This is a genomic window from Gordonia sp. UBA7599 (assembly GCA_002477755.1).
Lineage (GTDB): Bacteria > Actinomycetota > Actinomycetes > Mycobacteriales > Mycobacteriaceae > Gordonia.
In genome coordinates this window covers 103,808-123,741 of sequence record DLKD01000136.1, presented here as the reverse complement: position 1 = coordinate 123,741, position 19,934 = coordinate 103,808, and the positions used below count along the sequence as shown (strand labels likewise).

The following is a 19,934-nucleotide window of genomic DNA, read 5'->3' as shown; positions in this document are numbered from 1 at the left end:
CCCTACTGGATGCCGTAGCGTTGACGAACTCGCGCACCCAGCTCGGCAGCCGTCATCGCGCCGCGGGTGTAGGCGTCTTGGTCCGCTCTAGTCTCCTCGGTGCTGCGCGCACCCTCGAGCTCCGAACTCCGGCGAATGCGACGCACCATTCGCGCGCGACGTTCAACAGCTTTCGGCTCATTCACCTGCGACAACACCCCTTCGGTCGACGACTTCAGTGTACTTGACGCTACGCGCGAACAACTGGTGCGAGCGTTCACGATGTACGAGTTCAATGCTGCGCACTGACTCGCTACACGAGTCGGATGTCCGACCCCCCGCGTACCTTCAGTACCTCTACATCCCAACAGAAGGAGACCTACTTGAACCTGACCCCAGCACAACTCGACCGCGCTTGCGGCGCGGTCCTCGGTTCCGCCGTCGGTGATGCGCTTGGCGCGCCCTACGAATTCGGTTCCGCCCCTATCGGCCCCGACGGCCCGCAGATGATCGGCGGCGGCCTCGGCGGCTTCGCCCCCGGCGAGTGGACCGACGACACGACGATGGCGTGGTGCATCCTCGACGTCGCTGCGTCGGGCGTTGACCTGAGCAGCGCCGACGGCCTGACCGCCGTCGCCCGCAACTTCCGCGACTGGTACGAGACGAGCCCGCCCGACATCGGCATCCAGACCCGCAACGTCCTGTTCGAGGCCGGGCCCAACCCGACGGGCGACTCCCTCACCGCCACGGCGCATGACTTCCACCGCGAAACCGGCCGCACCGCCGGCAACGGATCGCTCATGCGCACTGCCGCCGTCGCATTGCCCTACCTCGACGACGAGGATGCCGTCGCCGACGCCGCCCGCAAACTCAGCGCACTCACCCACTACGACCCGCGAGCCCAGGAGGCGTGCGTCTTGTGGTCGCTGGCGATCCGACGCGCCATCGTCGACGAGGAGATCGACCTGCGGTCCGGCCTGGCCCACCTGCCAGCGGATTCGGCGAAGTTCTGGACCGACCACATCGACGAGGCGCAGACCTCCGACCCCGCCCGGTTCACACCCAACGGCTGGGTGGTGTCGGCGCTGCAGGCAGCGTGGTCGGCGATCGCCCACACGCCCGAACTCGACGACGACCCGTCCCGACAGTTCGGCGACGGACTGGTCACCGCGATCACTATCGGCAATGACACCGACACCGTTGCCGCCATCGCCGGTGCACTTCTGGGCGCCCGCTGGGGTGCGGCCGCGATCCCCGAGCACCGGCGTGAGATTCTCCACGGCTACCCGGGCTTGCGTGCCGACGATCTCGTGCAACTCGCCCACCTCGCCGTGACGGGCGCATCGCGTTCCGTGTGAAGGTCAGCGCTTCCGGGGCCGACGTTTCGTCCGCCGGTATTCCTCGACCGCTTCCTTGCTCGCGTGCCAGACGCCGTCAGAAGTCTGCATCGCATCGAGCCGCCCGCGTTGAGCTGCCTGGCGCAGAGCGGCAATGGAGAATTCCTCGTCTACGAGCGCGGCCAACGGCACGAGGCGATCGGGTTCGGCGAGCGACGGAACGATGAAGCTATTGAGACTGTCATACATCGCACGGGCAAGAATCTCCCCGAGCGGGCCGTAGTCGCCGTTGTCGCCTCGGTCTAGGGCGGACAGATAGGCATTGCGCTGCCGCTTCAGGATGATCAGCGGCGGATACCCGAGACGCACCAACATGAGGTTGAGTAGAAGGCGACCAGTACGGCCGTTGCCGTCGATGAATGGGTGAACGCGCTCAAACTCGACGTGCAGACGGGCTAGAACTTCGGGAAACGGGGTGTCGGAGTCACCGGTCAAGCCGACCGCAGTGTTGACCGAATCGATCCAGTCCTGGATCCGCGCGGGTACCAGCGGCCACGGCGGTAGCTTCATCCCACCGCCGAACGGACGGATGTCGCGCTCGCGGAACCGACCCGGCGCCTCTTTCTGCGTCGCCTCTGGGTGAGGGGCGATCTGCCATACCGGACTCATTGCAACCTCGTGGACGTGGCGGAGTTCAGCCAACGAAATCAGGCCGTCGGCGTTCCAGTCACCGGGGTCGACCGCCTGGGCGTAGACCCACTTTGCCGCGTCAGCGTAGCCGCGGACCTCCATGTACTCCTTGAGAGGCCTCGATCCAACCGCGTACCCCTCGTCGAGGAGCAGTTCGACTTCGCGCAGCACCAATGTGTTGCCCTCGAGCGCGGTGGAGTGATGCGCTTCCCTGTGCCAGATATCGGCCCAGATCAACTCGGCTTGAGCCGGCTTCGGCAGACCGCCGAGTCGGTCGCGGAAATCCGCGACCATATGGTCGAGACGCGCGTAAACGGTCGCGCGTGACGGACGACCGCGAGCCATGTCGCACCCTCTTTGATATATCAAACGGCAAGCGAATAGATCTTATCAAGGTGAACCCGACTACTGCTGAAATCTGTCCCCACAGCAAGGACCTCGGTGATTATCACCGAGGTGGAGGTATATGGGACAGATCTCAGCAGCGCCCGGGCGCAACTAGTTCGATGGCTGCCAATGGGCGAGGTCGGAATACTCCTGGTCGAGCTTGTCCTTGATCCACCCGTGCGCGTCGTCGCCGACGACCAACCGTAACGGCGGGTCATCGGACGCCACCGCGGCGCGGATCGTCGAGGCAACGACGGACGCCTCCCCCACCTGCTTGCCCGAGAGCTCCGGGTAGAACGTGCGGGACACTCCGGCGGTGGCGTCGTAGTCGGCGATGCGTTCCTTGGCGAACACCATCGACCGGCCGGCCCATTGGGTTCGGATGTTGCCGGGTTCGACGATGGTCACGTGGATCCCCAGCGGCGCGACCTCGGTATGCAGCGCTTCCGACAGCAACTCGAGACCTGCCTTGCTGGCGTCGTAAGCGCCCAGTCCAGGTGACCCAACCAGCCCGGCAACCGAACTGATGTTGACGACGTGGCCGGCTCGAGCGCTGCGCATCGCGGGCAGCACAGCGCGGATCACTCGGTGAGCTCCGAACAGGTTCACGTCGACCTGCGCCAGCATCTCGGCGTCGTCGACCTCCTCCACCGCGCCCACCAGTCCGTACCCCGCCGCGTTCACGACGACCTCGGGGGCTCCGGCCTTAGCGGTGCCGTCGGCGACCGCTGCGCGCACGGCATCGTCGTCGCAGACGTCGGCCACCATGCCGAAGGAACGGCCCGGTGCAGCACCGTCGAACGCGGTTGCCTGCGCTGCCGAGCGGAACGTCCCGATCACCGAGTTCCCGTCGGCGAGGACCTGCGCGGCGAGCGCGGCGCCGATCCCGCTGGACGTGCCGGTTATGAACCACACAGACATGGGCGGCCTCCTAACTGACTATTGCGCGTAACGGTCGGCTTCCTTTTCGACGATGATCTCCTCGCCCGTGGCCGCATCGGCCGGCAGGAGCGGGACGATCTCGTACTGTTCGCGCAGCTCCTCGAGGTCGTGCTGCGCGGCCTCCCAGAAGTCCCACTCCGGGGAGAGGACGTCGGTCGTGGTCGACTCCCCGCGCTGCCAGCTGACCAAGAACTTGATGGGATCGAGGGCGCCGCTTTGCGCGCCGATGCCGTTGACGTCAGAGCCCACGTGCCACTCGAAGATGACGGGCAGGATGTGGGCGCGCAGGGCGTCGCGGCGGTGCATCGCGCCGGTGAACGTGCTGACCAGCAGTTCGCCCTGGATGGAGGTGCTGTACCCCGACAGCACATGCAGGCCGTCGTGGGGCACCGCGAAGAGACTGGTGAACGCATCCTTCTCACCGGGGAACCCGAACCCGTGCTTGCGGAAGTGCACCCAGAACTGGTGTCCGTAGCTGGTTTTCGGGAACCCCTCGAGCGCACGGAACTGATCGGCGAGGCGCTTGTCGTCGTCGGTCTGGTCTTGGTACGGCATCATCGGCGGCAACGTGTCGTCGGGGTGTGCCCAGCCGGGGAAGGTGGAGACATTGCGCCGGGCCATGTCGGCCATCGCCCACGACAGGTGGCCTCGGGCGATCTGCAGAAGATCGCGCACGAATCCCTCGGAGACGTGGACGGCGTGCGCATATTCGACGACGAGCCGCAGCCGGTCCGGATCGATGGTCCCGTCGGCCAGCGAGGCGCAGGCGATGAGGGCGGCGGCATGCTCGGCGAGCTCCCTATCCGCCCCAACCGCGCGCCCGAGATCCTGCGGCTCGATGTGCGGCAGGGTCGTCGGATCGACGTCGACGGCAGGGGTGAACAAGAGCTTTCCCGCGGCGATGACGATCGCGGTGCCGCGGCCCGAGCGAGGATCGTCCGGGTTGAGCACGGACTGGATAACCCGCTGCGCGGCAGCGAGGATCGCGTACGCCTGTTCGGTGGTCGCGCCTTCGAACACTTCTCAGTGATAGCACTCTCACCTCCGGTTACGCACGGGTTCGGCCAGGGCTATGGCCGCGACGTCAGCCTTCCGGTTGGAGTGTGACCGTCACGGTCACCGCATCACCGTCGACGACGGCGACCGCATGGCCGGGGCGATCCTTGCCGCCGATGAGCAGCGTCACCGGCGCACCGTCGCCGACGAAGTTGCGCCACCAATTCTTCTTGTGCGACCCGAACTTCGACTCCAACGTGACGGTGTCGTCGATGCGCCGGTAGCCCACTGGCGTCCGGTACACCTGGCCCGACTTGTGGCCGGTGTAGGTGAGGATGGTCAGGCCCCGGCCCAGGAATCCGCCGACGACGGGTGTGTGCAGCAGGGCGATCATGAACCGGTTCGCGCCGTTGACGGTGATGGGCTTATCGGGTGTGCCGCTGGTCATGACGCGACCCTACCCGGGGGCACCCTCGAGCTCGGCGAGGTGTTGGGCGACCATGACCTCCTCGACGGCGTCGGCATACCAGGGCCGGCGTCCATCGACGCGGTAAACGACGCCGCGCCCCACCGCCTCTTGGGGTGTGATCGGTCCTTCGGCCAGCAGCGCACGCAACCGTTCCTCCCGCGCGTCCAGTGCGCCGGCGTGCACGGCGAGGTCGGCGAGGTAGTCGTCGCGGTCGAAGTACGGGCCCTTGTGGTGGAAGGTCGTGTAGATACCCGCGTCGACCTCGGCGCAGCGTTTCAGCGTCGTGCGCACGTCGGCGAGCGTCGACCCGAGATCGGCGTACATCGGACCGAACGCCATGAGGTCGACGTCGGCGATGTAGAGCACCCCGTCGGGCTCGATGAGGAAGCCGGTGTGCCCGATGGTGTGCCCGGGCAGCGGCACGGCGTGGATGCGTACTCCGCCGCCGACGTCGATCACCGCGTCGTCGCCGAAGCCCTGGGCGTCGGGACGCTCCGACCAGCGGAACTTGCGGCGCATGTCCTCACCGAACGTCTCGGCGTCGACGTCCATGAGCCGGATGAAGTCGTCCCACGAATGCACGCCGGGCAGGTCGCGCTCGTGCACCGAGACCGCGGCCTTCGTCTCACCCAGGCCGACGACGTGGTCCTCGTGATAGTGGCTGATGAGCACGAGGTCCACGTCGGGGGCGGCGTGGTCGAGCGAGGCGTCAATCTGAACCGTGGTGTCGCCGCCGCGCACGAGCAGTGGGTTGCCGCGCGGATACGTGCCGTCGTCGACTCCGCGCAGCAACGTCACATGCTCGCTGAGTCGCTGCTCTGCCATTCCAGAAGACTAGCCCCGCAGACCATGGGGCTAGCCCCACCCTCGTTGCTGGCGCAGCTGCCTGGCGTAGCTACTGCGACGAGACGTGCTGATGATTCGCACACGAACCAGAACGGAACCCACGCGCCGGGCGAGTGTGCCGCGAGAACGAACGGGGTGTCAGCTGCCGCTGGACCCGGATGACCCGAGTGACCCGTTCCCGTCGCTGCGAACACGGGCGGTCGCCGCGCCCCAGTTGTTTCGGTTGACGGCGACATTGCACACCGTTGCCACGAGATACACCGCCGGCGGCAGGTCGCTGAACGTGCCGGTAACGATGCCCGCGGAGTTGGCGGTGCGCAGGAGGTGCTGCCCGCCGATAACGCCTTCAGCGCCAAGTACCTTCTGGACCAATGCGGCCACGTCGACGTCTTCTCCGCGGATCAGCCGGAAGATGTCCGGGCCCACCACCGGCAACGCGCGCACGATGTCGACGACTGCGGTCTGGCAACTTCCCGGCAACGTCAGCGGTGGCCGGCCTACTCGGGGGACGCCGGTGGCGGTGTAGGTGATGTCCCGGTGGTGGACCACGACGTTGTACTCGATCCCCTTGTCACGCTTGATCTGCGGATCCCAGCTGCCCGTGCCACTGCCCGTACTGCTGCCGGTGTCGGTGAGTATCGACGGCAGTTTGTTCGTAGTGTCGGCGGCCGCGGGCCCGGTCGCGGTGATTCCGGCCAGTCCGAGGCTGGCTGTCGTGAGCAGGGCGAGCGAGACCCGCGAGAAGAGCGCAGTTTTCATCAAGAACACCAATCTGTTTAAAGGAAGCTTGTGCTCAGAACTTTAGATCCAGAAACCCATCAGTCACATATCTCTCAAATTTCACTCTGATATCAAAGCGGTCGACGAGGCTTGTCGCCGAGTCGTGGCGCCACCGCTCCGGCTGGGAGATGATGGCCCCCATGAATCCCGACGCCGACCAGGCTCCGTCGACCGTCTCGCGTCGCGACTTCCTCACCGCCGCTGCCGCGGGCACCGCGGCCACCGCGCTGGGTGCTGCGGCGATGACCGCGGGTGGAGGCGAAGCCTCGGCCGAGGGCTCGATGGTGCAGCGCCCCAACATCATCCTGTTCATCACCGACCAGGAGCGGAAACCCATGCACTGGCCCAAAGGATGGGCCGCGCGGAACCTGCCGAACCGGCAGCGGCTCGTCGACCACGGGCTGTCCTTCGAGAACGCCTTCTGCGCCGCGGCGATGTGCTCGCCGAGCCGCGCGACGTTCTTCACCGGCAAGTACCCCGCCGAGCACGGCGTGACGCGCACGCTCACCGAGGGCGGGACGCTCTCACCGTCGGAACCGCAGTTGCCCCTCGACGAGCAGAACATGGCCAAGATCCTGCGGGCCGCCGGGTACCGCGTGCACTACCGCGGCAAGTGGCACATGAGTAAGGCGCCCAACGGAGCCCTCCCGCGGCCCGTCGACATCAAGAAGTACGGATTCGACGGTTGGTACGCGCCCGACTTCGGTGGCGACACCAAACCGTCGAACTTCGGCGGCGGCTGCGCCGACCACGACGGCTCGGTCACCAGCCAGGCCGTCAACTTCCTGAAGAACGAAACCGGAAGTGCCGCACAGCCTTTCGCGCTAATCATCTCGTTGGCCAACCCGCACGACATCCTCTCCTACCCGCGCACGTGGAACCAGCGTGAGGGCAACTGCGACAACTACGCGTCGAAGGCGCCCGCGGCTTTCCGACAGGGCATCTCGCTGCCGGCGTCGTACTCGGAGAACCTGTTGACCAACTTCAAGCCGAGCGCTCAGGTGCAGTCCAAGGTGCTGCTGGCCGGCGGCCTCGGTCCCCTCCCGACGCCCCAGGGCGCCACCGATTACGTGAACTTCTACGCCTATCTGCACAAGGTCGTCGACCAGCATCTGGGCACCGTCCTCGACACCCTCGACGAGAAGCCCGCCGTCCGCGACCGCACAGTCATCGTGCGTATCTCCGACCACGGCGAGATGGGCATGGCCCACGGCGGACTGCGGCAGAAGATCTTCAACGCCTACGACGAGACGCTGCGCGTGCCGCTGATCATCAGCAACCCGGTGATGTTCCCGCGCGGCGCGACCACGACGGCGATGGCCTCCCTCGTCGACCTCATGCCGACGTTCGCGACGCTCGCTCAGGTGCCCGACCGGGCCCGCTGGACCTTCCGCGGCACCGACCTGACGCCGGTGATCGCCGACGCCGTGGCACGGCCGGGTTCCCCAACTGCGGAGGTGCAGGACAGTGTCGTCTTCACTTTCGACGACGAGAACGTCGCCACCCCCGACGGCCAGAACATCGTGCGCGAGCCCAACCACATCCGCGCGATCCGCGACAAGCGGTGGAAGTACGCCGTCTATTTCGACCCCGACGGGGGGTCGCGCCCACAACGCGAGCTCTACGACTTGAGCAAGGATCCGCACGAGCTGATCAACCTGGCCGACCCCGGAAATCCCCGTGCCTACCAGCCCAAACAGGTCGCGCGGATGGATCAGAAACTGCACGCCGCGATGGCCCGGACTCATACCGCACCGCGCGCGGGCGTGCTCCGGTAGCGGCACCTCTGTCAGACCGTCCGGCTATACCTTTCCTCCGGCACGCGGACCGATTCGGTCGGTCCGTAATCATTACTTGGAGGAAACCATGAACGCTTTCGTTCGCTTTGCCAGTCTGCTCACCGCGCTGGGCCTGGCAGTCATTGCCTTTCTGGCGCCAGCGGCTCCGGCGCACGCGATTCAGGGGAGGTACTTCACGCAGGAATACAACGGCTCCGGCTATGTCGACATCGACGACATCAACATGAGCAACGGCGTGCTCAGCTTCACCGTCATCATCGAGGCGACGCGCGGCGAAGTGGCAGTCAACCCCCTCTACTGGTCGGCCAAGGCCGATGACGGGACGAAGTACGACTGGCCCGACTATTCGGTGACCACACTGGGCTCGGGTGATCTTCCGGCCGGCGAGCGAGCACGCGGGACCGTCGGCTTCGAGATCGACGGACCGCGCCCGACAAGGATCGTCTTCGAAGACGTCCTCGGCGATCGGTTGGCCAGTTGGACGATCCGCTGGCACAAGACCAAGCAGACCCCGACCCCCGCGTCGCCCTTCGGCTCTTTCGGCTCGTAGGACGGCAAGGCACGGCGCCGAAAGCTTCCCGCCCCTCCGTCTCGATCCCGCCGCCCCGATCGAGGCCGCGGGATCGAGGCGAGAGCGCGGGAACGCACCGTACGGTGGACCTAAGACGCAACATCGAGGAGGCGACCGGTGAGCAGCACAGCCCGCAAGGCGTACGAGACCCTGGAACCGTTCCACATCCTGGCCTATTTCAATCCCGGCTTGGGTGCGATGCAGACCGATACCGGACTCGATCCGTACGCCGTCTACGTCGGCGGCCGCGGTGCGCCGCTGGGCCCGTGCGACAGTTCCGTCGTCACCGCGACGTTCTACAACTTCGCACCCCAGCTCATCGACAACGCGTGGACCAACGCGTGTGCGGCCGGGCTCGACGTCGTCAACGCCCGACGCAACCAGATGCTCAGCGAGCAGTTCGGCGCGATCCTCGGCGAGGATGCGACCGGGCCGCAGATCGCCGACCTCGCCGCGCGCTACGGCGAGCTCGCGGCGTCGCTCCCGCTCAGCGGGCGCGCGTTGGCCGCCGCATGGGCCGCCGCCGATGTGCCCGACGAGCCGATCCTGGCGCTGTGGCAGCACATCACCGTCCTACGAGAGTGGCGCGGCGACAACCACATTGCGGCCCTGGTGGTCCACGGCATCGACGGGCTCGACGCCTGCGTCTTCCACGAGGCCGATCTACTGGACCCGACCATCCGCCGACGTGCGATGGGCAAGACGATGACGATGCTCACGCGCGGGTGGTCCGAGGACGACTGGAATGCATCGGTCGAACGCCTCGTCGAGCGCGGCCTCATCGAGCGCACCGACAGCCCCGTCGGACACCGCCTGACGCCCGATGGCGCCGAGCTCTACGACGACATGGAGGCCATGACCGACGCGGTGAGCGAGTCCGCATGGACGGGTCCGGGCGCCGATGAGCTCCTCGACGCAATGCGTCCACTGGCCAAGAAGGTCCTGGATGCCGGCGTACTTCCGGGCACCAAGAAGAAGTGATCTCGATACACCGGCTCGCCCATGGGGGCTCGCCGGCACTCGATCACCGTTTCCTGTTGCGCTCGCGGAGTTGATACTTCGCCCGCTGCTGGCGGGTGACCGTCTTCCACTGCTCCTGGCGCTCGCGTTCGGCACGCGCATTTCCGCGACTGGCTGCCCATTGACTCTCGCGCAGCATCCGCTCGTAGCGGTCTAGACGATCGGCATCCAGCTCGTCGTCGTCAATCGCCGCTCGTACCACGCAGCCCGGCTCCGACCGGTGCTGACAATCCGCGAAACGACACTGCGCGGCCAGCGCCTCGATGTCGGCGTACACGCGCTCGATGCCTTCGTCGGCGTCCTGCAACCCGATCCCCCGCAGCCCGGGGGTGTCGATGAGGACACCACCGGGAAAGGGGATGAGTTCGCGGGTGACCGTCGTGTGACGGCCTTTGTCATCGGCGGAGCGCACGGCACCGGTGTCCATGCGGTCGGCCCCGACGATCGCGTTGACCAGCGTCGACTTCCCGACGCCGGACGCGCCGAGTACCACCGTGGTGCCGCGCAGTTGCTCGCGCAGAGCGTCGAGGCCGTCACCGGTGATCGAGCTGACCTGCAGCACTTCGACGCCGGGGACCTGTGCTGCGAAGTCGGCCGCGGCGACGGCGGGATCACCGTCGAAAAGGTCGGCCTTGGTGAGCAGCACGACAGGCGTCGCACCCTCATCCCAGGCCAGCGCCATGAGGCGCTCGACCTTCGACGGGCGCAGCTTGGCGGTCAACGCGGTCGCGACGACCACGGTGTCGACGTTGGCGACCAGCGCCTGCCGACGCGAAGTGCGGTCCGAGGAGGCACGGTAGATGGCACCGCGCCGAGGGAGCACGGCCACCAGTTGCGGGGTGCCGTCGAGGCGCAGCGCCGCCCAGTCGCCGGTGACGACGCCGCCCTCTTCGGATACGACCGCCGGGGTAGCGGCACGAAACAGACCGAGCGAGGTGTGGACGTCACAACGCCCTCGGTCGACGCGCGAAACCCGAGCGGGGATCAGCCCGGCGGCAGCGTAGTCGGCGAACCCGGCGTCGCGAAAGGCGTCCCAGCCGAGTGTGGAGAGATCGAAAGATTCAGAGGTTGGAGAGGACATGTGAATTCCTAGGGGTGGGATGAGTCGGAGTACTGCGGACAGCACGAACTGCGACGGTCATCGACCCACCTCCCTAGTCATTCACTCGAAGTCCTGACGACCCCACGCTAGCCACGCCCGGATCGGCGTCGCAATCGATTTATCAATACACCGACTGAAAAAACTCCCGTGGTGCACCACCGAGGGAACATTGCCCTCGATAACCCACCACGGGAGAAATCTCAGCAGGTACGCCTACTACGGCCGGAGCTCCCGACGCAGGATCTTGCCGGTCGGGCCTTTCGGCAGACTCTCGCGGATCCACACGACCCGCGGGTACTTGTAGCCGGCAATCTGTTCGCGCACGTACTCCCGGATGTCATCGGCGCTGGCCACCGCCCCCGGACGCAAAGCCACAGCCGCGGCGACTTCCTGCCCCAGGTGCTCATCGGGCACGCCGACGACGGCGGCCTCGACGACGTCGGGGTGCTCGTAGAGGACCTCCTCCACTTCACGCGGATAGACGTTGTATCCGCCGCGGATGATCATGTCCTTCTTGCGGTCGACGATTGCGAAGTAGCCGTCGCCGTCGCGCGTACCCAGGTCGCCGGAGCGGAACCAGCCGTCGGGAATCGCCTCGGCGGTGGCATCGGGCCGGCCCCAATACCCGCGCATCAGGTTCTCGCCCCGGATGACGATCTCGCCGACCTCCCCGTCGGGAACGTCGACACCCTTCGCGTCGACGACCCTCATCTCGACGCCCGGAAGCGCACGGCCCACCGAGCCGACTTTGCGCGGGGACTCGGGCACGTTGAACGATGCCGCCGGCGACGTTTCCGAGAGTCCGTAGCCCTCGAGGATGATGCAGTCGAATTCGGCCTCGAACGCGCGCAGCACCTCACCCGGCAGCGATGCACCGCCGGAGATGCACGAGCGCAACGACGGCACGGCCTTGTCGCCCGCCGCGTTGAGCAGCGCCGAATACATCGTCGGCACTCCGGCGAAGACCGTCACCGCGTCGCGCTTCATAACCGCCAGCGCACGGTCTGGGTCGAAGCGCGGGATCAGCGTGAGGCGGGCTCCCACGCTGAACGCCGCGTTCATCGCGCACGTCAGCCCGAAGCAGTGGAACAGCGGCAGACAGCCCATGATCACGTCGATCTCGTCGATCTGCGTGATGTGCGCGGCGGTGGTGCGGGCGTTGCTCACCAGGTTGCGGTGGGTCAGCTCCGCGCCCTTGGAGACTCCCGTCGTGCCCGAGGTGTACAGGATCACCGCGGTGTCCTGCGCCGACCGCGTCGGTTGCGGCGAAGCATCGGCACCTATCAGCCCCAACGGACCCCGCTCATCACATCGCCAGACGGCGACCCCGGAATCAACAGCGCCAGCATCCTCGGCACCCGCGTCGCCATCTCGATCAGCTGCCCTGCCGACTCCGGCCTCCACGGTGTCGGCGACCTCCCCGTCGTAGGCAAAGACCACGCGCGCCCCCGAGTCCTCGAGGAAGTACGCGATCTCGCGCTCCTTGCACATTGGGTTGATCGGCACGACGACGAGATCGGCCAGCTGCGCTCCGTAGAACGCGACCGCGAAGGCGGGGACGTTCGGCAGCACGAGTGCCACCCGGTCCCCGGCCCGCAATCCTCGTCGACGAAGATCTGCCGCCACGGCGACCGCTGCCTCGCGCAGCTGCGCGAACGTCAGCTCGACGTCGTCGAGGCTCAGGGCGACCCGCTCCCCGTGACGCCCAGCGGCGTCGACGAGGAGCTGCGACAGGTGCTCCACCGCTGCCCGCCTACGAGGTCGCGCCGGCGGGGACTGCACCGTCGCTGACGACGTAGTCCTGCAGGCCTTCGGCCAGCTCCTGCTCGCACAGGTCGCGGTACATCGCGAATCCGCCGAGGAAGTACAGGAACTGCTTGGGCTTGCCGGGGATGTTCTCGCCGCTCCACCAACTGCTGGCCTTGGGCGCCAGGGTCATGTTGTAGATCGCGTCGACCTGGGCCATCCAACCGTCGATCGATTCACCCTTCGGCTCGATAGACCGCGCGCCCTGCTCACCGACCATGTCCATGATCCGGCCGGCAACCTGCACCTGGTAATCGGACTGCAGCGGCGGGGAGAAGAAGCCGCCCGGGCTCAGCGGACCGGAGAGGAAGAACATGTTGGGGAACGCGTCGGACATGAGGCCCAGGTGCGTGCGGGCACCGGCGGCCCAGTGTTCAGCAAGCGTCCGCCCACCCGTGCCGGTGATGTTCAGCCGGGTCAGTGAGCCGGTGGCGGCGTCGAAGCCGGTGGCGAGCACGAGCACATCGGCGTCGACGGTCACCCCGCTTGCCAGGCGCACCCCGGTGGGCGTCACGGTGGCGATCGGGTCGGCCTTGGTGTTGACGAGGTGCACGTTGTCGCGGTTGAAGGCGTCGTAGTAGCCGGTCTCGCAGCACAGCCGCTTGGTCAGCGGCGGGTGGTCCTTGGGGATCAACTGGTCGGCGGTCGCCGGATCCTTGATCATGCCGCGGACCTTGCGCTCCAGGAAGTCGCGCAACGTGTCGTTGGCCTCTTGGTTGAAGATCAAGTCGGCGAAGCTGGTGTACAGCGAGAGCCCGCCGGCCTCCCACCGGAACTCGTACTCGGCCTCGCGCTCCTCCGGGGTGACCTCGAGCGCCGACCGCGTCTCCGAAGGACGCATCTCCCAGTCGACGAGGAAGTTGCCGGCGAACGACTCGTCGAGCTCGCGGCGGCGCAACTCCGGGTACACCGACTTGATCCGCGTCTGGTACTCCAGCGGCATCGGCGTGTTCTGCAGCGGCACCACCCACATCGGGCTGCGCTGCAGCACCGTCAACGACTCGGCCTGCTCGGCGATTTTCGGGATCAGCTGCACGCCGCTGGACCCGGTGCCGATGATCGCGACGCGCTTGCCCGTCAGGTCGATGCCCTCGCGCGGCCACTGCGCGGAGTGGATCACCGGGCCGTCGAAGTCGGCGAGTCCCTCGATCTCCGGGATGTAGGGCGTCGAGAGGAACCCGACGGCGGGGATGAAGAAGCGCGAGCGCCACTGCGCACCGGTGTCGGTGGTGATCAGCCAGGTGCCGTCACCTTCGTCGAAGACGCAGGAGGTGACCCGCTCGCCGAAGGTGATGTCGCGGCGCAGATCGAAGCGGTCGGCGACGTGGCGCAGGTAGCGCAGCACGTCGGACTGCGCGGCGTACCGCTCGGGCCACACCCATTCCTGCTGCAGGTCGTCGTCGAAGGCGTAGGAGTATTCGAGGCTCTCGATGTCGACGCGCGCCCCCGGGTAGGTGTTCCAGTACCACGTACCGCCGACGTCGTCGCCGGCCTCGATGACGTGGACCGTGTAGCCCTTCTCCCTCAGGTGCTGCAGGGCGCGCAGGCCGGAAAACCCGGCGCCGACGACGAGGACGTCGACCTCGGTCGGTGTGGAATCGGTGGTGGTGTGCTGGTTCATGGGACTCTCCGTCGTGAGTTGATGATGGTTGATCGGCGGGTGGTTGGGAAGGCGACTACGCGAGGCAGTGCAGGGGCTTGCCGTCGTTGAAGGCGACCATGTCGGCGACGATGGGGGCGAGGTCGAGGACCCGGCCCGGTTCCTCACCGCGCAGCTCGGAATAGGCGCGGTGCAGGTTGGCGGGCAGCCGCTCGGCGTCGAGCCACGACGCGTAGGCACCCAGGTCGGTGCGCCGCGCTGTTTCCAGGGGCGTCAGACCGTCGGCCATGCCCTCGCGCGCGGCCTCCCAGACGAGTTCGAGGTAGTCGATCTGCGGCTGGATCAGGCTGGCATCGCCGATGGCGCCGTGCCCGGGGACGAGCGTTTCGACGTCTAGTTCGGCCAATTCGCGCAGCGTGGTGATCAGCCCGGTCACCGAGCCCATCAGGACGAACGGCGTGCCGCGGTTGAAGACGAGGTCACCGGTGTAGAGCAATCGGCGCTCGGGGATCCACACGTAGGCGTCCTCGTTCGTGTGCGCGGCGCGGCCGGGGTGGCGGACCGTCGCGGCACTGTCGTCGAGGTGCAGGGTGATCTCGTCGGTGAAGGTGACCGTCGGTTCGGAGATCTCCAGGTCGCCCCAGTCGACGCCTTCGAACAGGTGGCAGGTGTCCAGTCCGGTGGCGAGCATGCGGTCGCGGCAGGCGTGCTGCGCGATGATCGTCGCCTCGGGGAACAGGTAGTTGCCGTAGGTGTGGTCGCCGTGGTGGTGGGTGTTCACGATGACCCCGACCGGCTGGTTGGCGACCGCCGCCACCGCGTCGCGCAGCCGCTTGCCGCGGCTCTCGGTGAAGCAGGTGTCGATGAGCACGGTGCTGCGCTCGCCGGCGAACAGGCCCGCGTTGTTGAGGCCCCACCCACCGTCGGGCTGGATGAAGGCGTGGAAGCCCCCGCCCAGCGGCTGCAGCGTGCCGACGGTGGCCGCCCGCTCGATGGTCGTCATGGTGTCTCCGTCCGGGTTGGTTGGGTGCTTACTGTTGCGTGAGGTTTGGCGGTGAGGTCGAGACCGCCCTCGGGTCGTGGACGCTTCGCACCGACGACGTTGCGCAGGACGCCGATCCCGTCGACGTCGAGTTCGACGACGTCGCCGGGCTGGATCCAGCGCTTCAATTCGAAACCGCATCCGCGCCCGACAGTGCCGCCGCCGAACACGTCGCCGGGTTGCAGGGGCTGCTCGGCGGACAGCGCGGAGATCGCCTCGGCGAAGCTGAAGCGCATCTCGCCGAGTGAACCCGACGACCACGTCTCGCCGTTGACCCGCGCGCTCATGCTTGCGTCGGCAGTGTCGAATTCGTCGGCGGTGACCAGGACCGGGCCCATGGACGTCGCGAAGTCTTTGCCGAACGCGGGTCCGAGGCCGACGGACATCTCGCGCAGCTGGATGTCGCGGGCGCTCCAGTCGTTGAAGATCGTGTACCCGACGATGCTCGCCTGCGCCTCGTCGACACTCGCGCGGTAGACCGGCCGGCCCAGCACGGCGGCGACCTCGAGCTCGTAGTCGAGCTTGTCGGTGTAGTAGGGCCAGGGGATCTCGTCGTCGGGGCCGAAGACGGTGTCGGGGTTGCCCTTCCAGTGGATCGGCAGCGCGTACCACTCGTCGGGGACCGAGCCCATCGAGTTGCGGACGTGCTCCTCGACGAGCATGAAGTCGCGCATCGAGTTGGGCCGCGGGATCGGGGCGAGCAGTTGTGCGTTGTTCTGGGCGATGCGGCCCTGGCCGGTGGCCCGGGAACGGTCGACGGTTTCACGCACGGCGTCGAGGGCTGCCGGGCCGGCGCGCAGGAGGTCCAGCACCGACGCCGGCGCGGGACCGCCCGTCGTCGGCTGGGTCAGGTCGACGATGTCGTCGCCGTCGAGGACCCCCGGGCGGGCCGGGCCGTCGCCGTTCGGACAGAACGTCACGATCTTCATCGGGACCCTCCTTCTCGCCGTTGCGTTCCGGCGATTCTCGGAGCGCTTGCTTTGAACGCTAGGTCCGCGCAGGTAGGCGACGGAAACACCTGTTTCCGATCAAGTCACAGGCTCAGACTGTTAATCTGGCCGCGACTGCAGGAGGCTGCCATGCGCGACGACGACATCGAGCTGCGCCACCTGCGCTCGTTCGTCGCCGTCGCGACCAAACTGAATTTCTCCCGCGCCGCGGAGGAACTGCATCTCACCCAGCAGTCGTTGAGCGCCCAGATCCAGCAGCTCGAAAAGCGTTTGGGCGTAGTGCTTTTGGAGCGCACGACCCGACGCGTTGAACTGACCGAGGCCGGATCCGCGCTGCTCGACGAAGCGTCGAGTGCGCTTGCCGGGATAGCCGCGGGGCTCGACCGCGTGCGGCGCGTGGCACACGGGGAAGTCGGGCAGTTGCGGGTCTCGTTCACGCCGACCATCGCCTACGAGACGCTGCCCGCACTGCTGGAGGAAGCCTCGCTGCGCGCGCCCGCTCTGACCCTGCAGGTCAGCGAGATGTGGCAGGCCGAGAGTGTCGAGGCGATCCGCGCCGGACGGCTCGACGTCGGGCTCGCGCGCCACCCGGAGTTGCCCGACGAACTCGACTCGGTCCGCATTCGCGACGAGCCGATGGGAGCGGTCTTCGGCGTCGCTCATCCGCTGGCGCACGAGGACACGTTCGCGGCCGCCGATCTGGGCGACTCCGCCCTGGTGATCTGGCCGCGACGGTTCTCACCCGCCTTCTTCGACCAGGTCGTCGACAATTACCGGGCGGGCGGCTTCCACGGCGACATCGTCGAGATGCACATGCTCACGCGCGGATCCTTCCTCCAGGACCCCGCCGGGCGTCGCATGATTGAGAGCGGGCAGGCGTTCTCCGTCGCTTTCGAGCACGAGCACGACCCCATGCCCGAGGGCTTCGTGTGGCGTCCCGTGCAGGCAGGCCCGACGATCGCGGTGCACATGTACTGGCGTCGCCCGGCGTCGGCGACGGTCCGGAGGCTGGTCGGCATCGCCGAGCAGCTCGCCGAGAAGCGCGGCTGGCAGGCCGCCGACTGAAAAAACTCCCGTGGTGCACCACCGAGGGAACATTGCCCTCGACGGCCCACCACGGGAGAAATCTCAGCAGGGTTCAGGCCGCTCGACCGGCCTCGTGAGCCGTGGGCACCTCGATGAGGCGACCGGACTTCACGTCGTAGATGTAGCCGTAGACGGGGATGCCCGCGGGAACCAGTGGGTGCTCCTTGATGCGGCGGACGTCGGCGGTCACCGATTGTGCCTGGTCGGCGATGGTGAGCCAGTCGATGTAGTCGCCCTCGCTCGCGCCCGGGCCGGTCCCGACGTCGTAGAAGCCGTCGGGGCCCAGCGCAGCGGTCTCGAGGCTGTTGGCGAGCAGGCCGCGGATCACCTCGTCGGTGAAGAACTCCATGCCGCAGTTGGTGTGGTGGATGACGAACCACTCCTTGGTGCCCAGCAGCTTGTAGGAGATCACGAGTGAACGGATCGCATCGTCGCTGGCCCGACCGCCCGCGTTGCGGATGACGTGCGCATCGCCCTCGGACAGCCCGGCGTACTTGGCGGGGTCGAGGCGGGCATCCATACAGGTCAGGATCGCGAAGCCACGGGCCGGCGGCAGGGCCAGCTCGGACTTCTCGCCGAAGGATTCGGCGTAGGCCTTGTTGGCGGCGAGGACTTCGGGCAGGACAGACATGACTGACTCCAAGGGATCGATGATGATGCTGCGAGCCTAGGAACGTTGTGCCGTCGGGTGAACCCTTGCGCTCACCGTGAGGCTAAGGACCTTGGTACCGTCCACCGGTGAAGGTGAACCTCAACGCCGGATTCCTGGACACCCGCGAGATCGTCGAGCTCGCGAAGGCCGCCGACGAACTCGGCTACGACGGCATCGGGATTCCCGATCACGTGGTCAACCTCGCCGACCTCGACACGCCCTACCCGTACACCAAGGACGGCCAACGACGCTGGTCGCCGTTCACCGATTGGCCCGATCCGTGGGTGTTGGTCGGCGCGCTTGGGGCGTGCACGACGCAGATCCGGTTCATCACCACCGTCTACGTCGCGGCGCTGCGCAGCCCGTATTCGGCGGCCAAGGCGATCGGTACCGCATCGGTCCTGTCGCAGGGGCGACTCGACCTGGGTCTCGGCGTCGGGTGGTGCCGTGAGGAGTTCGACCTCCTCGACCAGCCTTTCGCCCAGCGCGGCAAACGTTCCGAGGAGATGGTCGAGCTGATGCGCGAGCTGTGGAGCCCGGGCTGGACCGAGTTCGACGGCGAGTTCTACTCGACCCCGAAGCTGGAGATGAGCCCGACGCCGCCGCCCATCCCGATCATGTTCGGCGGCCTCACCGACATCGCCCTCGACCGCGCCGCGCACTACGACGGCTGGATCGGCGACATCTGCAGCACCAACGAGGCCATCGACGTCGCTGGACGGTTGCACGAAAAGCGACGTGCCGCTGGGCTTCCCGTCGACGATTACACCGTCATGGTCGCGCTGAACGACGCCATCACCCCCGACGACATCGCGCGGGCCGAGGCGGGCGGCGTCACGCACATCATGACCCAGCCGTGGTGGTTCTACGACGGTCCCGACGCCACCCTCGACCAGAAGATCGACGCGATGTCGCGCTACCGCGAGGACTTCCTGCCGGGTTGACCTCCGAGGGCTGACCGTCGGATATTCCGATTCCCCCGCGCAAAACAATTGCAGGTGTAATTGTTTTATCCATGGGAAAGCTCGACGGAAGAATCGCGATCGTCACCGGCACCAGCCGCGGAGTCGGTGTGGGGATCGCCCACGCACTACTGGCGGAGGGGGCGACCGTCGTCGGATGCTCGCGCGGCGAACTGGCCGCACTCCCCGGGACCGACGACAACCCCGATTGGGCGGGCCGCAGTGCACAGTGGGTGTGCGACCAGGGCGATGTCGAGGCCATCGACGCCTTCGTGCAGCGCGTCGTCGACACCTACGGCCGCATCGACATCCTGGTGAACAACGCCGGCGGAACGGTCCCCACCCCGCACGTCGAGGACGTCCCCGAGTTGGTCCAGAAGATCCAGGGCGCTCCGCGCGCGGCCGACGACTTCGAGCGCACCGCCCTGTTCCACGCCTTCGCCGTCCAGATGAATCTGATCAGCCCGATGTGGTTCGCGATCCGCGTCGCACGGCAGATGAAGACCCAGGAGGGCACGGGCAGCATCGTCAACATCTCCAGCGGCGCCGGCCACCCCGCCGGGGCACCGACCCTCGTCTCCTACGGCGCGGCCAAATCGGGCCTCAACCACATGACGCGCTCGCTCGCACAGGAGTGGGGACCGCAGATCCGCGTCAACTGCGTCGCGCTGGGTCCGACGATCACCGACAACTTCCGCTCCTTCGTGCTGCCCGCCGACGACCCCACCGGACGCGAGTACTTCGACCTCGTCCCGATGAAGCGCGGCGGCGAGCCCGCCGAGGTCGGGGCCACCGTCGTGTTCCTGTGTGGCGGCGACGCGGACTTCATCAACGGCACGACCATCGAGTGCGACGGCGGCATGCTCCCCGGGGTCCTCTACGACGCCGGCCTCAAGACGATCACCGATCTCCTCTGAC

20 protein-coding genes are annotated in these 19,934 nt (G+C 67.2%); 7 read left to right on the top strand and 13 right to left on the bottom strand.

Annotated elements, in window-relative coordinates:
• Positions 1-2: 2 nt before the first annotated feature.
• On the bottom strand, positions 3-149 hold the full coding sequence (locus B4L26_RS15890) for a hypothetical protein (RefSeq protein ID WP_290720299.1): 147 nt from the start codon (positions 147-149) through the stop codon (positions 3-5).
• A 213-nt stretch (positions 150-362) separates the two neighbouring features.
• Here B4L26_RS15890 and B4L26_RS15885 point away from each other — a divergent pair, with 213 nt between their 5' ends.
• The gene (locus tag B4L26_RS15885; protein WP_290720298.1) at positions 363-1,337 is read left to right on the top strand and encodes an ADP-ribosylglycohydrolase family protein; all 975 of its coding nucleotides are present in this window, start codon (positions 363-365) and stop codon (positions 1,335-1,337) included.
• A gap of 3 nt (positions 1,338-1,340) precedes the next feature.
• On the opposite strand, the gene B4L26_RS15880 is transcribed toward B4L26_RS15885, so the two are convergent.
• From B4L26_RS15880 to B4L26_RS15855, 6 genes are all read right to left on the bottom strand, one after another.
• On the bottom strand, positions 1,341-2,300 hold the full coding sequence (locus B4L26_RS15880; protein WP_290720297.1) for a Fic family protein: 960 nt from the start codon (positions 2,298-2,300) through the stop codon (positions 1,341-1,343).
• A 204-nt stretch (positions 2,301-2,504) separates the two neighbouring features.
• Entirely contained in the window at positions 2,505-3,314 is an 810-nt protein-coding gene (locus tag B4L26_RS15875; protein WP_290720295.1) for an SDR family NAD(P)-dependent oxidoreductase, read from the bottom strand.
• Positions 3,315-3,332: 18 nt separating this feature from the next.
• A complete protein-coding gene (locus tag B4L26_RS15870) occupies positions 3,333-4,355 on the bottom strand; it encodes a hypothetical protein (protein WP_290720293.1) in 1,023 nt (340 codons plus the stop codon).
• A gap of 64 nt (positions 4,356-4,419) precedes the next feature.
• The gene (locus B4L26_RS15865; protein WP_290720291.1) at positions 4,420-4,779 is read right to left on the bottom strand and encodes a nitroreductase/quinone reductase family protein; all 360 of its coding nucleotides are present in this window, start codon (positions 4,777-4,779) and stop codon (positions 4,420-4,422) included.
• Positions 4,780-4,788: 9 nt separating this feature from the next.
• Positions 4,789-5,625 carry an MBL fold metallo-hydrolase gene (locus tag B4L26_RS15860; protein ID WP_290720288.1) on the bottom strand — a complete coding sequence of 279 codons (837 nt, stop codon included), beginning with the start codon at positions 5,623-5,625 and terminating at the stop codon, positions 4,789-4,791.
• A 159-nt stretch (positions 5,626-5,784) separates the two neighbouring features.
• Positions 5,785-6,405 (bottom strand): hypothetical protein, encoded by a 621-nt coding sequence (locus B4L26_RS15855; protein ID WP_290720286.1) that lies wholly within the window; start codon positions 6,403-6,405, stop codon positions 5,785-5,787.
• A gap of 161 nt (positions 6,406-6,566) precedes the next feature.
• On the opposite strand from B4L26_RS15855, the gene B4L26_RS15850 reads away from it, so the two are divergent.
• The 3 genes from B4L26_RS15850 to B4L26_RS15840 all read left to right on the top strand — a co-directional run bounded on the left by B4L26_RS15850 (position 6,567) and on the right by B4L26_RS15840 (position 9,777).
• Positions 6,567-8,204: a sulfatase-like hydrolase/transferase gene (locus B4L26_RS15850; protein WP_290720283.1), complete on the top strand. Its 1,638-nt coding sequence runs from the start codon at positions 6,567-6,569 to the stop codon at positions 8,202-8,204.
• 88 nt (positions 8,205-8,292) lie between these two features.
• Positions 8,293-8,775, top strand: a complete 483-nt coding sequence (locus B4L26_RS15845) for a DUF1942 domain-containing protein (protein ID WP_290720282.1) — start codon at positions 8,293-8,295, stop codon at positions 8,773-8,775.
• A 138-nt stretch (positions 8,776-8,913) separates the two neighbouring features.
• Entirely contained in the window at positions 8,914-9,777 is an 864-nt protein-coding gene (locus B4L26_RS15840; protein ID WP_290720280.1) for a MarR family winged helix-turn-helix transcriptional regulator, read from the top strand.
• Between the two features lie 43 nt (positions 9,778-9,820).
• Here the strand turns inward: B4L26_RS15840 and rsgA are convergent, their stop codons facing one another.
• The 5 genes from rsgA to B4L26_RS15815 all read right to left on the bottom strand — a co-directional run bounded on the left by rsgA (position 9,821) and on the right by B4L26_RS15815 (position 16,295).
• Entirely contained in the window at positions 9,821-10,897 is a 1,077-nt protein-coding gene (gene rsgA, locus B4L26_RS15835) for a ribosome small subunit-dependent GTPase A (protein WP_290720278.1), read from the bottom strand.
• 237 nt (positions 10,898-11,134) lie between these two features.
• Positions 11,135-12,661, bottom strand: coding sequence for a long-chain-fatty-acid--CoA ligase (locus B4L26_RS15830; protein WP_290720276.1), 1,527 nt, complete (start codon positions 12,659-12,661; stop codon positions 11,135-11,137).
• A gap of 10 nt (positions 12,662-12,671) precedes the next feature.
• Positions 12,672-14,345 (bottom strand): flavin-containing monooxygenase, encoded by a 1,674-nt coding sequence (locus tag B4L26_RS15825; protein ID WP_290720274.1) that lies wholly within the window; start codon positions 14,343-14,345, stop codon positions 12,672-12,674.
• Positions 14,346-14,400: 55 nt separating this feature from the next.
• Positions 14,401-15,327 (bottom strand): MBL fold metallo-hydrolase, encoded by a 927-nt coding sequence (locus tag B4L26_RS15820; protein ID WP_290720272.1) that lies wholly within the window; start codon positions 15,325-15,327, stop codon positions 14,401-14,403.
• Entirely contained in the window at positions 15,324-16,295 is a 972-nt protein-coding gene (locus B4L26_RS15815) for a fumarylacetoacetate hydrolase family protein (protein ID WP_290720270.1), read from the bottom strand. Before B4L26_RS15815 ends, B4L26_RS15820 begins: the two co-directional genes overlap by 4 nt.
• A 150-nt stretch (positions 16,296-16,445) precedes the next feature.
• Between B4L26_RS15815 and B4L26_RS15810 the strand changes: the two genes are divergently transcribed.
• Positions 16,446-17,381 (top strand): LysR substrate-binding domain-containing protein, encoded by a 936-nt coding sequence (locus tag B4L26_RS15810; protein WP_290720268.1) that lies wholly within the window; start codon positions 16,446-16,448, stop codon positions 17,379-17,381.
• A 73-nt stretch (positions 17,382-17,454) separates the two neighbouring features.
• On the opposite strand, the gene B4L26_RS15805 is transcribed toward B4L26_RS15810, so the two are convergent.
• Positions 17,455-18,033, bottom strand: a complete 579-nt coding sequence (locus B4L26_RS15805) for a beta-class carbonic anhydrase (RefSeq protein ID WP_290720267.1) — start codon at positions 18,031-18,033, stop codon at positions 17,455-17,457.
• Positions 18,034-18,140: 107 nt separating this feature from the next.
• On the opposite strand from B4L26_RS15805, the gene B4L26_RS15800 reads away from it, so the two are divergent.
• Together B4L26_RS15800 and B4L26_RS15795 are read left to right on the top strand one after the other, a co-directional pair.
• Entirely contained in the window at positions 18,141-18,998 is an 858-nt protein-coding gene (locus tag B4L26_RS15800; protein WP_290720265.1) for a TIGR03619 family F420-dependent LLM class oxidoreductase, read from the top strand.
• Positions 18,999-19,069: 71 nt separating this feature from the next.
• Positions 19,070-19,933, top strand: coding sequence for an SDR family NAD(P)-dependent oxidoreductase (locus B4L26_RS15795; protein WP_290720263.1), 864 nt, complete (start codon positions 19,070-19,072; stop codon positions 19,931-19,933).
• Position 19,934: the final 1 nt, after the last annotated feature.

What these genes read in the sequence shown, in the direction of transcription:
- B4L26_RS15890 (WP_290720299.1), bottom strand. Translation starts at nt 149, where the DNA reads ATGGTGCGTCGCATTCGCCGGAGTTCGGAGCTCGAGGGTGCGCGCAGC.
- B4L26_RS15880 (WP_290720297.1), bottom strand. Translation starts at nt 2,300, where the DNA reads ATGGTCGCGGATTTCCGCGACCGACTCGGCGGTCTGCCGAAGCCGGCT.
- B4L26_RS15875 (WP_290720295.1), bottom strand. Translation starts at nt 3,314, where the DNA reads ATGTCTGTGTGGTTCATAACCGGCACGTCCAGCGGGATCGGCGCCGCG.
- B4L26_RS15865 (WP_290720291.1), bottom strand. Translation starts at nt 4,779, where the DNA reads ATGACCAGCGGCACACCCGATAAGCCCATCACCGTCAACGGCGCGAAC.
- B4L26_RS15860 (WP_290720288.1), bottom strand. Translation starts at nt 5,625, where the DNA reads ATGGCAGAGCAGCGACTCAGCGAGCATGTGACGTTGCTGCGCGGAGTC.
- B4L26_RS15855 (WP_290720286.1), bottom strand. Translation starts at nt 6,405, where the DNA reads ATGAAAACTGCGCTCTTCTCGCGGGTCTCGCTCGCCCTGCTCACGACA.
- B4L26_RS15850 (WP_290720283.1), top strand. Translation starts at nt 6,567, where the DNA reads ATGAATCCCGACGCCGACCAGGCTCCGTCGACCGTCTCGCGTCGCGAC.
- B4L26_RS15845 (WP_290720282.1), top strand. Translation starts at nt 8,293, where the DNA reads ATGAACGCTTTCGTTCGCTTTGCCAGTCTGCTCACCGCGCTGGGCCTG.
- rsgA (WP_290720278.1), bottom strand. Translation starts at nt 10,897, where the DNA reads ATGTCCTCTCCAACCTCTGAATCTTTCGATCTCTCCACACTCGGCTGG.
- B4L26_RS15825 (WP_290720274.1), bottom strand. Translation starts at nt 14,345, where the DNA reads ATGAACCAGCACACCACCACCGATTCCACACCGACCGAGGTCGACGTC.
- B4L26_RS15820 (WP_290720272.1), bottom strand. Translation starts at nt 15,327, where the DNA reads ATGACGACCATCGAGCGGGCGGCCACCGTCGGCACGCTGCAGCCGCTG.
- B4L26_RS15815 (WP_290720270.1), bottom strand. Translation starts at nt 16,295, where the DNA reads ATGAAGATCGTGACGTTCTGTCCGAACGGCGACGGCCCGGCCCGCCCG.
- B4L26_RS15810 (WP_290720268.1), top strand. Translation starts at nt 16,446, where the DNA reads ATGCGCGACGACGACATCGAGCTGCGCCACCTGCGCTCGTTCGTCGCC.
- B4L26_RS15805 (WP_290720267.1), bottom strand. Translation starts at nt 18,033, where the DNA reads ATGTCTGTCCTGCCCGAAGTCCTCGCCGCCAACAAGGCCTACGCCGAA.
- B4L26_RS15795 (WP_290720263.1), top strand. Translation starts at nt 19,070, where the DNA reads ATGGGAAAGCTCGACGGAAGAATCGCGATCGTCACCGGCACCAGCCGC.